Below are 15,746 nucleotides of genomic sequence, written 5' to 3' on the forward strand. Positions count from 1 at the left end.
AACCAGTACGGCGTTGCCTCGCCTTGTCCTGATTTAAAGTTAATCCACTAAAAAAGGGCACATTGAAATATGCCCTTTTTTAGCGTTCATCTGCGGATATGAATTATTTGGCTGTTGCGGGAAGAGCGCCGTTGAGCAGATATTGGATGGTTTCTTGCACCGTGCGGATGGCGTTGCCAAACGGTAACGGGTCTTTGCCTCGGAAAAACAAGCCTTTATCGACTTCGCCACGGAAGGCGGCGGAGAGTTGGATGTCAATGCAGAATTGTCCGGCTTTTGCCAAACCGTCGCGCAGGCCGCAGCTGGTCAGACAGTTCAAGCCTTGCGTACAGCGGCGCGGGTCGGCTTTGGCATTGGCTTGTAGCTTGGATTCGCGCTTGATGTAGCTGTCCAGGAATTTGGTGCGCACACCGCGTGCGGGCAGTCCGGCGACGGACATAAATTCGACAACATGCTCGGTTTCTGCGCCTGCCAGCGTTTTTTTGAAGTTGATGTGGGCATCGCCTTCTTCGGTAACCGCAAACGCCGTGCCGATTTGGACGGCGGATGCGCCCCAGTTTTTCAGCGCGGTTTTGACTTTCTCAAAGTTCGCCATACCACCGGCGAGAATGAGCGGGATTTTTTCGCTTTCAAGACCTAAGTTCTTGAATACTTCGAAAGTTTCTTCGATGACGCGTTTGAATTCAAACTTGGCATCGTTCACACCTGCCACGCTTGCCGCGCCCAAGTGTCCGGCAGCGTGTGCGGGATGTTCGATAACGATGGCGTCGGGCAAAACACCTTTTTTCATCCAGCGTTTCAATACGATACCGATACCGCGCGATTCGGACAAAATCGGGAACAGGGCGACATCTTTGTGATAACCCTCGGTCATTTCGGGCAAATCCAGCGGCAATCCCGCGCCCATCACAATCGCGTCCGCCCCCGATTCGCAGGCTTGGCGGACGTAGGCGGCGTGGTCTTTGACGGCTTTCATGACGTTGACGGCAATCATGCCTTTGCCGTTTGCGTCGGCTTTGGCTTTTTGGATTTCGCGGTCAAGCGCGGTGCAGTTGAGTCGGGTGTATTTTTCTTCGCTCGGATTGATTTTGGATTCGGCGAGCAGGTCGTCATGCAGGTGGCGCAAATCAACGCTGGCAATCGTGCCGACACCGTTTTCGCGGGCGACCGCGCTGGAGAGTTTCGATGCGGAAACGCCCACGCCCATCCCGCCTTGGACGACGGGAATCAATGATTTGCCTCGGATGTGCAATGGGTCGAAGTTGTTTTGCATGTATGGGTTCCTTGATGGTTGCGGGAGCGGGCTGATATTGGCAGACCGGCTTTGCTGGATTTTTGAAAATTTATTTTTAATCAATGGGTAAGGTTTGTTTTTTTACTGAACCTGATGATATTGGGCTGCTTGTATCTCAGGTTTTAGTAATTATACTCTAAATGTGGACAAAAATTAGAGTATCAATACAGTTTTTGCAAATTAAATTTGAAAAGTATTGTTAACTAAGAAATATTTTTTCGGGTTAGGTCGTCTGAAAGATTGATTTATCGAAGGTTGGTTTGGGATGAAGGCTGACTGCTTTGCCTATTTCTATTCCACTTAAACTGTAAAAAGATGCATTCCAGATCATCTTAATGGGTGAAATAATGAGGATAACTGGTTTATTGCGATGAGATGTTGGGGATATTAAGAAGACACCGTGTTATAGTGGATTAAATTTAAATCAGGACAAGGCGACGAAGCCGCAGACAGTACAGATAGTACGGCAAGGCGAGGCAACGCCGTACTGGTTTAAATTTAATCCACTATATTTACACAACGGGTTGAGAAAAATAATTCTGTAAGACCTAAAAAGGCGTATTACCTTTCAAGTTCTTATGTGTCCTTGACTGCTTATACCGTTGAATGCGCCTGTTCGGATAAAGACACGGACTATCGGGGCAAGCAGTTTCAGGTGCCCGCACTTTGTCCGATTTCGACTTGACCGTTTGCCGACATGTTTATCTTGTCAAATTCTGTTTTTCAGTTTGTATTTCAGTTAGTAAGCCAGTAATAGGCATTCCATTTTTTTGAGCACGCAGAGCCCATTTTTCTGCTTCATATAATTTGTTTTTATCTTTACTGTCTTGGTAATGATCAAAGAATATATAGGCAAGATCATGTTGTGCTTGAGTATTGCCCGACTCAGCGGCCCGAACTAACCAAAATATAAATTTATCTTGGTTAAACTCATAAAAAGCAAAATAATGAGCTAATTTTGATGCTGCTTGACCATTACCGGAAGAGGCATCGATTTTTAACTTTTCCAGCTCGGCTTTAGAAATATACACGCTGTCATTTAATGACATATTGGCATCAGATTGCATGCGTCTCTCCTTGCCGTAGGAGGGGGTGCAAGATAACAAAAATATACCTAGCAAAATGATTTTAAGGGTCATATGGCTTGAATGTAACTTGTTTCCCTTCATTTCTTGCTCCTCATGATATAGAACCCGGCTTGCACCGAGTATCTGGATAGTCTTTTATCTGTCTAAGATTTGTGGCGGTTCATTTTTCAGACGACCTTTTTGTATAGTGGATAAATGAGTTTGTTCACGGACTGATAGAAAACGAGATACCTGTTCTCCGTCACTCCTGCTTGCGCAGGCGTAACGGCCGGCTGGCGTTTCTATTTTCATTCTCGAAAAAGTCTTAATCCTCTTTTTTCTCCAACGCGGCAAAGGCGGCCTTCATGGTCGGGTTTTTACGCACTAATTTTTTGACGGTCAGGTCGGTTGCTTTGTTGTTGGCGAGGCGCAGGTTATTTTCCGAAGAGAGCAGGGCTTCTTTGGTTTTTTGCAGGTGGCTGATGGTTTTGTCGATTTCGTCGATGGCGGTTTGGAACTTGCGGCTGGCGAGTTCATAATTGCGGGCGAAATCGGTTTTGAACTTGTCCAAGTCTTCTTCAAAGTGCGTGATGTCGATGTTTTGCGCGCGCATTTGTGCCAATTCCTGTTTGTATTTCAATGAATTGAGCGCGGCATTGCGCAACAGGGAGACGATGGGGATAAAGAATTGCGGGCGCACGACGTACATTTTCGGGTAGGCGTAGGACACGTCGACGATGCCGTTGTTGTAGAGGTCGCTGTCGGCTTCCAAGAGTGAGACGAGTACGGCGTATTCGCAGTTTTTTTCTCTGCGGTCTTTGTCCAACTCTTTAAAAAAGTGTTCGTTTTTCTTTTTGGTGGCGGTTTCGTCGTTTTCGTTTTTCATCTCAAACATGATGGAGATGATTTCGTTGCCTTCTTCGTCGGTTTCGCGGTAGATGTAGTCGCCTTTACTGCCGGTTTTGGCGTCGTTGTCTTTGCCGAAGACGGCTTGGGGAAAGGCGGTGGTGCGGATGCGATTGAATTCGGTTTCGCAGTGCTGCTCGAGGCTTTCTCCTATCATTTTGGTGGACTGTCTGGCTTTGAAGTCTTTGTAGAAGGCGATGGTTTCGTCTTTTTGTTTGAGTTCGGCTTCGTATTTTTCGCGCAGGCTTTGTTTCTCCAGCTGGTTTTCTTTGGATTGCAGCATGAGCTGGGTGTTCAAATTGCCCAATTCGCGCTCTTTTTCGGCAACAGCTTTGGTAATCTCCAGCTCTTTTTCCATGTTTTTCGCCGTTTCCAGCGATTTTGCCTGCGCTTTCAGCTCGGCAATCAATTTATCCTGCTCGGCGATTTGCGCTTTCAGACGACCCTCAATCTCGGCGGCGGCGAGTTTGCTGTCTTTTTCGTAGGCATTGATTTGGTTGGATAGGGCGGCGATTTCGTGGTTTTTGTCGGCCAGGATTTTGTCGAACTGATTTTGCGCCTGCGCTTGGGCAAGCTGCATGTCGCTTTGAAACTGCATCTGCGCCTGTTGCAGGCGCTCGTGGATTTCGGTTTGAAATTCTTGGGTGCGGACTTGGTTCAGGATGTCGGCGTAACTGGCTTCGTTGACGGTAAACGCGGTGTGGCAGTGCGGGCATTTGATTTCGTGCATGGCGGGTTTCCCTTTTGTTTGAGAGTGGGATTTTAGCAGAAAGGTCGTCTGAAAACCCTTGCGGGTTTTCAGACGACCTCGTCGCTTTAAATTCAATCGCAAGCTACGTTGCCAACATCAAGACTGAAATCGTGAAACTCGTTGAGCGTGCTGCGGTGGCCGATGCTGATGATGATGCTCTGCGGCAGTTTTTGCTTTAAGGCGCGGTAGAGCAGGGCCTCGGTCGGTTCGTCCAAGGCGGCGGTAGCTTCGTCGAGCAGGATAACTTTGGGCTGCGAGAGCAGGGCGCGGACGAAGGCGACGCGTTGCAGTTCGCCGGGGGAGAGCTTGTGTTGCCAATCGTCGGTTTTATCTAGTTTATCAATGAGATAACCTAAGCGGCAGGTATTCATGGCTTCGGCTAGTTCGGGATGCTGTTTGTCGATGTTGGGATAACAAATCGCGTCGCGCAGGCTGCCTTGCGCCGTGTATGGGCGTTGCGGCAGGAAGAGGATGTCTTGATGCGGCGGACGGCTGACTTTGCCGCTGCTGCCGAACGGCCAAAGCCCTGCCAGCGCGCGCAGCAGCGAGGTTTTGCCGCAACCGCTCGGACCGCGTATCAGCAGGGAATCGCCGCTTTTGAGGTTGACGTTGATGCCGCTCAACAGGATTTCGCCGTTGTGGCGGAACAGGGCGACGTTTTCCAGCGAGAGGTCGTCTGAAACTTCGGTAATGTCGGGTTGCTGCGCGCTGTGTTGTTCTTCCGTACTCAGCAAAAATCCGTACAGACGCTCCAATCGGGCGCGGTAGGCGGTGAATTTGTTGTAGAACAGCCGAAAGAAGGAGAGGGCGTTTTGCAGTCGGGCGAAGGCTTGGACGGTCTGCTGAATGTCGCCGATTTTGATTTGTCCGGCAAACAGGCGCGGGGCTTGCAAAATAATAGGGAAAAGCTTGATTCCGTTAGTAAACATATCGTTAAAGCCGCTTAAGCAGACGCTTTGGCGGGCGATGCGCCAACGGTTGCGGATGATGGCTTTGAAGCGGTCGGCAAGCTGGTCGTGTTCGTGTTGTTCGCCGCTGTAAAACGCCACGCTTTCGGCGTGGTCGCGCACGCGGATGAGGGAATAACGGTAGTCGCCGTTGAGTTTTTCGTTTTCATAGTTGTAACGAATCAACGGGTTGCCTATCCACATGGCGATAAAGGTCGCCAAAATCACAAACATATAGACAAACCAAACGATGCCGTGCGGAATGTCGACGCCGAACACGGTCAGGATGCCCGCCAAGCCCCACAAAACAACGGCAAATTCCAGCGAGGTAACGACCGAATTGACCATGCCGCGCACAAATTCTATGGTCGAGGCGATGAAATCCTGCGCGTCTTGTTGGATACGCTGGTCGATGTTGTCCGGCGCATGGCGGCGCATTTGCAGGCGGTAGTAGTTTTTATCGGCAAGCCAGCGCGTTGTCAGCACTTCATTCAGCCGCTCCGACCATTTAATCGCCAAGCCTTGATCGAGAAAGTCGTTGACGACGTTGTTAAACGCCCGTACCAACACCACGCCCGCGTTCATCGCTGCAAACATCCAAAACGCGGAGGCGTTCAAATCCTGCATCGAGTCGTAAAGCCCTTTGGACATAAAGGTACTCAATACATTCAACCGCACTTCGGTCAGCAGCAGCGTAATCATCGCCGTAATCAGCAGCAATACTTTGACCGCGCTTTTCGGCGTCAGACACAGCCGCAGGATATAGGCAAACTCGCGCCCGAAGCGCGTTTCACGTGCCAAAAACAGAATCACCGCCGAGGCGGCGGCGACCATCAATAAGGTCTGTAACAGCCAAGACGGCGTGGAATAAAGCTCGATTTGCCATTTTTGCATGTGCGTTGTCTCTTGAGGCAGGCAGCGGGCAGGGGTCGTCTGAAACCCGGATTCTCTGCTTAATAAAATAATTTACAATTACTATGGAAAAAGTTTTGATTGATGTTGTATTTTTGTTTTTACAAATAGTTATCATCACTTTTTATAGAAAAGCAGAATGTTATCAAATATAATTCCGCAGCAAAATTACTTTGTGATTTTTAACGTTTATTGCAACAAAAATAACCCACCTCAGAGACAGAAGGAATCTATGAACAGCAAATTAGCCCTGATGCCGCTTTTGATTATGAGCGCGTTTTCTTATGCCGCCGATGAAGCGACACCCGAAGCCCCTGTGCAACAGCAGTTGCAGGAAGTCCATGTCCGCGCCGACGCCAAACGCGTCAAAGCCGCCCGTTCTTACTCCATCGCCAGCGACGGCGACTTGCGCGACCGCGTGAACTTGGGCGTATTGGGCAAAGCCAACGCCTTTACCGCGCCGATTACCGTCGTCAACTACGACGAACAAGCCCTCAACAACACCGAAGCGCGTACTTTGGTGGATGCCGTAGCGAAAAAAGACGCTTCCATTTGGCAGTTCGGCGGCGAAAGCAACACATTGACCGGCCTGTATTTCCGCGGTTATCAGCTTGATGCGCGCCAATTCAGCGTCAACGGTTTGGCAGGTATGTACGGCACGCAAGGCACGGCCAGCGTGCATGTCGGTTCCGCGCAACTGATTAAAGGCGCGTCCACCACTGTAAACGGCATGGACCCTGAAGGCGCGGTATCCGGTTCCGTCAATATCGAGACTAAAAAAGCCGCCGATGAGGGCAACCGCAAAATCGGTTTGGGCTGGTTCAGCAACAACCGCGCCCAAGGTACGTTCGACTTGGGTCAACGCTTTGGCGAAAACAAAGAATTCGGCGTGCGCGCTAACGGCAAACTGCGCCACGGCGACACCCCGCGCCACGGTTACAGCGAAGACAATAAAGAATTTGCTTTAAATGCCGACTACCGCGGCGAAACACTGCGCGTGGCGTTCGACTCCATCTACGCCAAACGCAAAACCAACGGCGGTCGCGCACGTATGCAGGACATTCAAAACGCCAACGGACGTTTGTTTGCCGCACCTGAAGGCAAAGTGAATTTGGCGCCGAGCTGGCAGGCTCAAAACACGCGCGGTCAAACGAATATGCTGACCTTCGAATGGGATGCGTTTGAAAATGCCCAAATTACAGGCGGTATCGGCTACAACAATGCGCGCTATTACGGTAATTTCGCCTCTCCTACCGTTACGAGCAGCGGTTTGACCTACAATTCGGGTCGCGCGCGTTTGACCGACCAGCGTTTCAAAACGCTCAGTATGAATCTGACTGCACGCGGCGAATTTGAAACCGGTCCGGTGAGCCACAACTGGAGTGCCGCATTTGACCGAATCGACCGCAAACGTACTACTTATCAAGGAGCACGTCAAACAAGAAGCAGCGTTATCGATCCAAGCCTTGATATTCCGACCCAATTGGCAAAATTGGATTCCAACTTAGGAAGCGCGTGGAGTGCAACGCCTTCATTGGATACCGTAATCAAAGTAAACAGTTTGGCGGTATCTGACACGCTTGGTTTTGCCGACAACAAATACCGACTCACTTTGGGCGGGCGTTTCCAAGCCGTCGAGCAGAAAAACAAATTAAACGGCCGCAAAGCGGATGCAAGCCGTTTCAGCCCGATGTTGATGGCGGCATGGGTTCCGCAGCCTGATTTGGTGGTTTACGGAAACTATATGGAAGATTTGGAGCCGTCCGACATCCGTACCGATGACGACGGTCATGTAACGATGGCAGATCCGCGCGTCAGCCGCCAATTTGAAGTCGGCGTACGCAAAAACTGGGGCGACTTTGTCACCACTTTAAACGCGTTCCAAATCAAACGCCCAGGCTACTGGCGCGGCAACACGACTTCAGGAACTGATTTCGCAGCGCGCAAAAATGCAGGCTTGGCTTATAGCGGTTCGGAGCAAGGCATAGAACGCAGCCGCGGTATCGAGTTCAATACCTATGCCAATTTGTTGAACAAAACCCTGCGTCCGAGCTTTGGTTTGATGTATCTGCAATCGACCGTAAAAGATTACCCGAATTTCGCCGACAATCTTGTTAACGGCGTGCAAGTCGCCAACCCGCGCGTGATTGCCAAAGCGGGCGTGGAATGGGACACCCCGTTTGCCAAAGGCTTGACCTTGAACGGCAACGTTTCGTACTTCGGCAAGTCTTACCAAGACACTCAAAAGCAATACGCCTTCCCATCCTATACCTTGGTTGACGTAGGCGCGCGCTACAAAACCAAGCTGGGTAAAAACACCCTGACCGTCAGCAGCTCGGTAGAAAACCTGTTCAACAAAAACTACTGGCAGGTACAGCGCGGCCAATACGACCGCAGCTTCGCCGTCGTCGGCATGCCGCGTACTTACTGGCTGAAAGCGGAATTGGATTTCTAATATCCGGATAGACCAACCGGCAAAGACAAGGGTCGTCTGAAAATCCTCAATCAGGGTTTTCAGACGACCTTTTATATTGTTGTTTGAATGGGGCAAGTGATATGACTTATAGTGGATTAAATTTAAATCAGGACAAGGCGACGAAGCCGCAGACAGTACAGATAGTACGGAACCGATTCACTTGGTGCTTCAGCACCTTAGAGAATCGTTCTCTTTGAGCTAAGGCGAGGCAACGCCGTACTGGTTTAAAGTTAATCCACTATATCGTAGAACGGCACCCCATTAATCACAACGCAGAGACAATGGTTTAGAGGGATTCCCAAACGTTGGCAGCTTCTTCGGAGAAATGTTGCCACGCGGGCAATGTTATGGAAGTTGCTGTTTCCAATGCGCCAGCAGTTGCTTGAGGATTTCAGACTGCTCGTGACCGTCATTGATGGCAGTTTCAAGCCAACGGCAGGCTAAGGCTGTGTTGCGGCGGACGCCTGTTCCGTGGAAATAGAGGCAGGCGAGGTTGTATTGTGCCATTGTGTCTTTTTGCTGCGCTGCCTGCGCGAACCATTTGGCGGCTTGGGTATAGTCGGTCTCTGTTCCATGGCCGTTGTAGTACATCATGCCGAGATTGGTTTGCGCTTTGCTGTGTCCCAAATCTGCGGCCTGCTGATAGAGCGTCAGCGCTTCGGCATGGTCGGGAGCGCGGTTCAGACCGTAATGGGCGGCAAAAGCCAGCTGATAGAATTGCTCTGCCTGTTGGCGTTGCAGCGCGTGTTCTTTGGCTTGGGGGTAATTTTGCTTATTGTTCAGGGCAATGTCCGCGAGTAGTTTTTGGTGTGCGGCAAGATTGCCCAAATCGGCGGCAAGCTGATAGTAATGGCGCGCTTTGGAGGGTTCCGGAAGGATGCCCAGTCCGTAGCGGTAGATATCGCCAAGCAAACGCAGCGCTTCGGGATGATTGCGGCGGGCGGCTGCTTTGGCGTAGCGGCGTGCTTTATCCGTGTCTTTCGGGATGTCTTTGCCCAGCAGATGGATTTCTGCGAGCTTGGCGTAAGCATCGCTGCTGTTTTGTTTGGCGGCGGTTTCCAGCCATTGGATGGCTTTATCGGGGTGGGTCGGGAGCAGGATTTCCGCAAGGGCGACCTGTGCAGGCGCGATGTTGTCACTTGCCGCGATGTACAGGTGTTGGGCGGCTTGTTCAAGGTCCGGTGCCACGCCTTGACCGAGCTTGTATTGCAATCCAAGCTGCCAATTGGCAGGCGTAAATCCTTGTTTGGCGGCAAGTTGGTAGAGCTGGTGTGATTGGGGATAATCGGGCGGCGAGGTGTATTGGCAATGCTGGCCTAAGAAATATAGGGCTTGGGGATTTTGCTGACGTGCGGCGAGTATGGCCCAATCGACGGCTTCTTCGTGTTGACCTGCGTCATGATAAGCGCGCATTAGCTTGAGCTGTGCTTCGATAATGCCTGCTTCTGCCAATTCCCGATAGGAGGGAAGCAGGGTATTGAGCGGCATGCCTTGTGCTTCTTGGATTTGAAGAAGGTTGTAGCTGGCGTAGGGATGACCGTCACGCGCCGCTTGCTGCATCAGGCGTATGCCGGCTTCACGGTTGGCAGGTATGCCTTGTCCTTGCAGCAGGCAGCCTGCAAGATGGAATTCTGCTTCCGTATGCCCTTCGTCTGCCGCTTTTTGCAACAGTGGGACTGCGGCAGCAAAATCGGGCGGATTTTGGGTCATGAATGAGTGAGCTTCCCGGAATAGTGTATCGGCGGTTGTTGTATTCATTTTATTGTATATGTTTTGAATTTTATAGTGGATTAACTTTAAACCAGTACGGCGTTGCCTCGCCTTGCCGTACTATCTGTACTGTCTGCGGCTTCGTCGCCTTGTCCTGATTTAAATTTAATCCACTATATAAAACGGACGCTGTAAGTGTTTGTTTGAGAGTTGCGGTATTTTACCAGAAATTACCTGATTATTCATTCCGTTGTAATAAATTTTGTCGGGCAAATGCCTTAATGTAAATGCCGCCGGGCATTCTGTGCAAACCGGCGGCATTTTGCTGTCGTTTTATTTTTTCAACATCTTTGCCGCTTCGACGGCGTAATACGTCAGGATGCCGTCGGCGCCGGCGCGTTTGAAGGCGAGTAGGCTTTCGAGTATGACTTTTTCACCGTCCAACCAGCCGTTTTGAATCGCGGCTTGAAGCATGGCGTATTCGCCGGAAACCTGGTAGGCGTAGGTTGGTACGCCGAACTCGTCTTTGACGCGGCGGACAACGTCAAGATAGGGCAGTCCGGGTTTGACCATCACCATATCCGCGCCTTCCTGAATGTCGAGGGCGACTTCGTGCAGGGCTTCGTCGGTGTTGGCGGGGTCCATCTGGTAGGTTTTCTTGTCGGCTTTGCCCAAGTTGCCGGAACTGCCGACCGCATCGCGGAACGGACCGTAAAATGCGGAGGCATATTTGGCGGAATACGCCATGATGCGGGTGTGGATGTGTCCTGCGTCTTCGAGGGCTTCGCGGATGGCGAGGATGCGGCCGTCCATCATGTCGGACGGGGCGACGACCTGCGCACCAGCGTCGGCGTGGCACAAGGCTTGTTTCACCAAAACTTCGATGGTTTCGTCGTTGAGGACGTAGCCGTTCGCATTAGTCAGCCCGTCTTGCCCGTGGATGGTGTAGGGGTCGAGGGCGACGTCGGTCATGATGCCGAGTTCGGGGAATTTTTCGCGCAGGGTACGCACGACGGTCGGTACGAGTCCTTCGGGGTTGTAGGCTTCTTCCGCCCATTCGGTTTTATTCTGGGTAACGACGGGGAAGAGTGCCAGCATGGGGATGCCGAGCTTGAGGGCTTCTTCGGCGGTGAACAATAATTTGTCCAGGCTTTGCCGCTTCACGCCGGGCATGGAGGGGACGGCTTCTTCTTGGTTGCTGCCTTCAAGTACGAAGACGGGATAAATCAAATCGTCTGCGGTCAGGGTGTGTTCGCGCATGAGGCGGCGGGAAAAGTCGTCTTTGCGCATGCGGCGCATACGGGTGGCGGAAACGTAACGCGGTGGGAAATTCATAATCGTCCTTTGTCCTTCTGGAAACGGCTGAATCGGCAGGAGAAATGTTTTCAGACGACCTCTTTGCAAGCAGGGGTCGTCTGAAAATGGTTTTGCGACAGTTTACGCTGTTTTGATGAATTACTCAAAACTTGCACAGAGTGTCGAAAAATCAGTCTTTTACTTTTCTGATGGCTTTAACCGTTTTGGAAATCGAGTCGATTTTGTCGGGTTTGGGCATATTGCGCTCTTCCTCGCGCAAGCCTTCGGCATCCAACGGCTCGATATTTTTCATGGCTTCGCGGTAGGCAGTAGGACTGAGTTTTTCTTGCGTAATGCGCCATACTTTGCGGCCGTTGGTACGCGTTTCCGATGCGGTCCACAAGCCGATTTTGTGGTAATAGAGCAAAACACTTTCGGCAAGGGCCTTCATGTCGGTATTGGGTCTGCCGCTGCCGATGCTGCGGCCGATACGGTTGTTGCGTTGGTCAACTGCCTGATCCGCGAGATAACGGCTGAAATAGTTGATTTTCCCTTCGCGGATTTTGATGTCGGCAAGGTAGGCATTACCTGCCTCTTCGGCGATTACGTTGTCGAATTGGGAGGTAATGGCGGCTTGCCACAGGGCTTGGCGCACAGCATTGACCTGTGTGCCTTTGCCATCTCCGTTGGCAGTATCGTCTAAGCCGCTGCGGTAGGCAAAGCGTGTGGCATTGCTGCTGATATTGAAGGAGCCTGTGTCTTCCATGCCGATGGCTTGCGCCGCTACGGGGTGATTGAGGGCGAATTGGGTAATTTTGCTGCGCCGGGTTTGATCTTCTTCAAAGGCGGTTTGACAGCCGGAGAGCAAGATGGAAGCAAGTAGGATGCATTTAAGATGTGTTTTAAATTTAATCTGAGCCATGATATGAGCCGTGATGAAAATATTATTTTATTGATGATATACTGCTTATGTAACATACAATTACATATTGTAGCAAAATATTTTTCATACGGGCGCTTTATTGTATCAGCGGTCTCTTGTATTAGGGCAAAAGGTCGTCTGAAACCGGCTTTAGGCGGGGCGGTTTCAGACGACCTTTTTGTGTGTATGGCTGATTCAGCCTTGACGGGAAAAGTTTTCCGCAGCTAATGGCGCTCTCCCCAATAAAGCTTCAAAATCAGAATAATCGGCGCATGAGCCTTGTTTGAGCAGGGCAAAGCTGTCACGGCTGATGATGCCGTTGCTGAGGGTGTTTGCCAACGGCAGCGCAGGGTCAATCAGGCGCAGGGGAACAGGTAGGATATGTTGTGGCGGTTTGTGGTGCAGGGTTTGGCGGAGCGTGGTCAGGTATTCCGCCAAGGTCAGCGTTTGGCTGCCGGTCATATTGATGATGTTGTGGCCTGTGTCGGTTTGGACGGCAAGTTTTGCCAAACCTTCGGCAACATCGGCAAGATGTACGGGCTGTAAGTAAAAGCGTCCGCCTTCCGGCAGTGGAAGTAAAGGGAGGTGGGCTAGTTTGATGAACAGTTCGCAGCTGGTTCCCCCACGCCCGTAAACGACGGATGGTCTGGCTATGGCAATCGGGATGCTGCTTTGGGCGACGGCATCATCTCCACGTCCTTTACTGCCGACAAAGTTGATGGGTTGAGATGGGTCGGCACCCAGTGCGGATAGTTGCACCCAGCGTTTTATGCCTGCTGCTTTTGCCCATGCGGCGAGTTGTTTGGGCGTGCGGTGGTGTACGGTTTCGAGTATTTCGGCATGACGGCTCATGATGCCGATGCAGTTGATAAGGACGTCTTGCCCTTCCAATAAACGGCGTGCGGCGGTTTCGTCGGGATGAAGAAAATCGAAGGCGCGGCGGTCGGGCGTCCAAACTTGGTGACCTTGTTCTTTTAAGATTTGGGCGGTACGGCTGCCGATGAAGCCGCTGCCTCCGAAAATGATGATGTTCATGGTTTTTCTTTATGGTGTTGCTGAGGTCGTCTGAAAAGCTTTAAATCGGTTTCATTACCATCAGGAAGTAAATCACGATAGTGGCGCAAAAGGCGGGATAGCCCAGCAATTCCCAGCGTCTGGCATAACGCCAATAGGGTTCCGGAATAGTGTCTGCGTTTTCTTTATGCGCTTGTTCGGCAATCTTTGCCATACGGATTTGCAGCCAGACAACAGGCAGCCAACAAATGCCTGCAAGGATGTATAAACCGAGCGTCATCCATACCCAATTTTGTTCCAGCATGGTGGAAACGGTATAGCCGCGTTCGTACAGCATCCATAAACCGGACAAGGGTTGGAAAATGACGGCGGGGGTCGTAAACCACCAATCTGCTTTGATGACCCAATGCGATACGACCGACTGCGCGGCGACCGAACCGCTGCGGTTTGCCCAAAAGAGGTAAAACGCCGTACCAAAACCCGTGCCGACCATTAAGGTAGCCGAGATGATGTGCAGGGTTTTAACGATTAAATAGGTGTTCATTTTTTATCTCCTACGGATTGATACAGGAAAAATAAAGTAGCCATAATCGGCAGGTTTTTTACCAAAGGCGCAAACGGGTGCGCCCACATTTCGGGCAGCCTGAAGGCAATAATCAGGCTGTATGCCGCGACGGTCAGCAATTGCAGCAGCCATATTGCGGAACGGGAACGAAGGCGGCTGAAGCATAAAAAGGCAAAACCGATGTCCAATAGTGAAGCAGAAATCAATGTCGGCCACAGCAACGGTTCGGGAATACCGACCGAATGCAGCAAATCCAATGACATTTCGGGCATGAAAAACAGAGGTTGGGTACCGCTCCACAGCCATAGCAGCCCCATCGAGTAAGACAGGTAAGCAGGGAGATTGCGTGTAGTGTTGTCGGACATATTGGTTTCCTAATTTCATTTTGGTTTGTTTATATATTTAGCCTGTAATTTCTAAAATTTCTGTCAAAAGAGAAATATAAAGATAAAAAATTAGGCAGGTTCCCGAATATCGTCTTCACCAGGAGGATTGGGCAGACTCAAAAGACCGACAATCAAAGAATAAGTACCACCTATTACCACGCCAGCTAGGAGGCTGGTGACAAAATCTGCGCCAAACAGTAAAAGATATAGGCAACCGCATAGCGATCCGGTTATGATTGCCCGTATAAGGCCGCGTAAGTCCCTGTATGTAGACGTCAAGCTTAAGATCAAACCGCAAATTAGGGCCGGTACGGTAAAGAATAAAGCATAGTAGCCGATACTAAACGCAAAAAATAGCGTAGATGCAGTATAAACGATGATGACTCTGCCTCTCGGATAGTCGAAATAATCTTCTGTCGAATGCGTCATAACACACCTATGATTGCGTAAGAGAAACCGGGGGTTGTGTCTTGTAAACCAATTGGGGAGGTATCATCGGAAAAATTTTTGTATTCCGGCGCCTATTTTTAAAATTTTCACCATGGTTGAGGTGGAAAGCTTCAACATTTCATTTGCCCATATGGTCAGTGTGTTAATGAAATCATGGGTTTGTCGGATTCGCTGCTTGGCGGTTTCATTTTCCTGACTAAATTCAGGACTGTCGATCAGGCTTTGCAAAAATTGCCGCGTTGGTTCGATTTCACGCTGCATGCGCATTTCTGCGATGGTACGGAACAAAGTCCAGACGTCGTCTGAAGTTTCAAAATGATCGCGTCTGTCGCCCAAGATATGCACGGTATGCACCAGCCTCAGGTTTTGCAGCTCTTTGATGCTGTTGCTGACGTTGGAGCGCGCTACGCCGAGCGTTTCGGTAATTTCTTCGGCATTCATCGGTCTGCCTAAGATGTAGAGCAGGGCATGGATTTGCGCAACGGTACGGTTGACGCCCCATTTGGTGCCCATTTCGCCCCAGTGGAGGATAAATTTTTCAGTGGTCGGATTCAGTTTCATAGTGAGGGTATTTTATTTTTGTCTTTTATTTCTGTCAATACAGAAATAAAAGATTTTTTTGAAACGGGTAAAAAAAACAGGCGGACTGAATTCAGCCCGCCTGTTTTAAACCATAGATTATTTTTACGATAGATTATTTTTTCGACTGCTGCTTGTAGTATTCAAGTAATTGCTTCGCTTGCAGCAAAGGCAGCCCGAAATGCTCGTTGATGTTTTTGAGGTCTGCTGTTTCTTTTCCGGTCAGATTTTGTTCGAGCCATTTCAGATTGTCCGGATTGCTTTTGATTTTTTCAAAATACGTCTGCTTACGCTTCCAATTTCGCGACCACACCAGCAGCATGGTGAAAATACATAGCACGATTAAGAAAATATTCGTGAAAGCCATCATGTCCACCGTAGTCTCCGCTTACTTGGAAGTATGGGGATTATAAGCGAATCAAGTGTTTACGGATATATTGAAGAACGAGGACGGCATGGTTTTGGGTTAAG

13 protein-coding genes and 1 pseudogene are annotated in these 15,746 nt (G+C 50.2%); 2 read left to right on the plus strand and 12 right to left on the minus strand.

Translation table 11 applies throughout. The features are described 5' to 3' along the window. Positions 1–103: 103 nt before the first annotated feature. Positions 104–1,273 carry an NAD(P)H-dependent flavin oxidoreductase gene (locus HMPREF1051_RS06310; protein WP_003766014.1) on the minus strand — a complete coding sequence of 390 codons (1,170 nt, stop codon included), beginning with the start codon at positions 1,271–1,273 and terminating at the stop codon, positions 104–106. Positions 1,274–1,698: 425 nt separating this feature from the next. Between HMPREF1051_RS06310 and HMPREF1051_RS15575 the strand changes: the two are divergent. Further along, a pseudogene (locus HMPREF1051_RS15575) lies at positions 1,699–1,809 on the plus strand (IS5/IS1182 family transposase); the annotation flags it as partial. Between the two features lie 186 nt (positions 1,810–1,995). Here HMPREF1051_RS15575 and HMPREF1051_RS06315 read toward each other — a convergent pair. The 3 genes from HMPREF1051_RS06315 to HMPREF1051_RS06325 all read right to left on the minus strand — a co-directional run bounded on the left by HMPREF1051_RS06315 (position 1,996) and on the right by HMPREF1051_RS06325 (position 5,859). Further along, complete coding sequence (locus HMPREF1051_RS06315) at positions 1,996–2,361, minus strand: hypothetical protein (protein WP_003765985.1); 366 nt, start codon at positions 2,359–2,361, stop codon at positions 1,996–1,998. A 325-nt stretch (positions 2,362–2,686) separates the two neighbouring features. After that, on the minus strand, positions 2,687–3,997 hold the full coding sequence (locus tag HMPREF1051_RS06320) for a DUF2130 domain-containing protein (RefSeq protein WP_003760661.1): 1,311 nt from the start codon (positions 3,995–3,997) through the stop codon (positions 2,687–2,689). A gap of 92 nt (positions 3,998–4,089) precedes the next feature. Continuing rightward, positions 4,090–5,859, minus strand: a complete 1,770-nt coding sequence (locus tag HMPREF1051_RS06325; RefSeq protein WP_003766018.1) for an ABC transporter ATP-binding protein/permease — start codon at positions 5,857–5,859, stop codon at positions 4,090–4,092. A 250-nt stretch (positions 5,860–6,109) separates the two neighbouring features. Here HMPREF1051_RS06325 and HMPREF1051_RS06330 point away from each other — a divergent pair, with 250 nt between their 5' ends. Continuing rightward, complete coding sequence (locus tag HMPREF1051_RS06330) at positions 6,110–8,332, plus strand: TonB-dependent receptor (RefSeq protein ID WP_003766017.1); 2,223 nt, start codon at positions 6,110–6,112, stop codon at positions 8,330–8,332. 366 nt (positions 8,333–8,698) lie between these two features. Here HMPREF1051_RS06330 and HMPREF1051_RS06335 read toward each other — a convergent pair whose 3' ends face one another. From HMPREF1051_RS06335 to HMPREF1051_RS06370, 8 genes are all read right to left on the minus strand, one after another. Next, positions 8,699–10,111, minus strand: coding sequence for a tetratricopeptide repeat protein (locus HMPREF1051_RS06335; RefSeq protein WP_036492238.1), 1,413 nt, complete (start codon positions 10,109–10,111; stop codon positions 8,699–8,701). A gap of 285 nt (positions 10,112–10,396) precedes the next feature. Beyond that, on the minus strand, positions 10,397–11,398 hold the full coding sequence (gene hemB / locus HMPREF1051_RS06340) for a porphobilinogen synthase (protein WP_036492239.1): 1,002 nt from the start codon (positions 11,396–11,398) through the stop codon (positions 10,397–10,399). 151 nt (positions 11,399–11,549) lie between these two features. Further along, a complete protein-coding gene (locus tag HMPREF1051_RS06345) occupies positions 11,550–12,281 on the minus strand; it encodes a DUF6973 domain-containing protein (RefSeq protein WP_003760647.1) in 732 nt (243 codons plus the stop codon). 195 nt (positions 12,282–12,476) lie between these two features. Further along, positions 12,477–13,316 (minus strand): NAD-dependent epimerase/dehydratase family protein, encoded by an 840-nt coding sequence (locus HMPREF1051_RS06350; protein WP_003765993.1) that lies wholly within the window; start codon positions 13,314–13,316, stop codon positions 12,477–12,479. A gap of 40 nt (positions 13,317–13,356) precedes the next feature. Continuing rightward, positions 13,357–13,839 carry a DUF2269 family protein gene (locus tag HMPREF1051_RS06355; RefSeq protein ID WP_003760641.1) on the minus strand — a complete coding sequence of 161 codons (483 nt, stop codon included), beginning with the start codon at positions 13,837–13,839 and terminating at the stop codon, positions 13,357–13,359. Further along, positions 13,836–14,225, minus strand: coding sequence for a DoxX-like family protein (locus tag HMPREF1051_RS06360; protein ID WP_003765989.1), 390 nt, complete (start codon positions 14,223–14,225; stop codon positions 13,836–13,838). The genes HMPREF1051_RS06355 and HMPREF1051_RS06360 overlap by 4 nt, the downstream gene beginning before the upstream one ends. A gap of 513 nt (positions 14,226–14,738) precedes the next feature. Further along, positions 14,739–15,257: a GbsR/MarR family transcriptional regulator gene (locus HMPREF1051_RS06365; RefSeq protein WP_003760633.1), complete on the minus strand. Its 519-nt coding sequence runs from the start codon at positions 15,255–15,257 to the stop codon at positions 14,739–14,741. Positions 15,258–15,390: 133 nt separating this feature from the next. Continuing rightward, positions 15,391–15,651 carry a hypothetical protein gene (locus HMPREF1051_RS06370; protein ID WP_003765994.1) on the minus strand — a complete coding sequence of 87 codons (261 nt, stop codon included), beginning with the start codon at positions 15,649–15,651 and terminating at the stop codon, positions 15,391–15,393. Positions 15,652–15,746 lie beyond the last annotated feature (95 nt).

This window comes from Neisseria sicca VK64, assembly GCF_000260655.1.
Lineage (GTDB): Bacteria > Pseudomonadota > Gammaproteobacteria > Burkholderiales > Neisseriaceae > Neisseria > Neisseria sicca_B.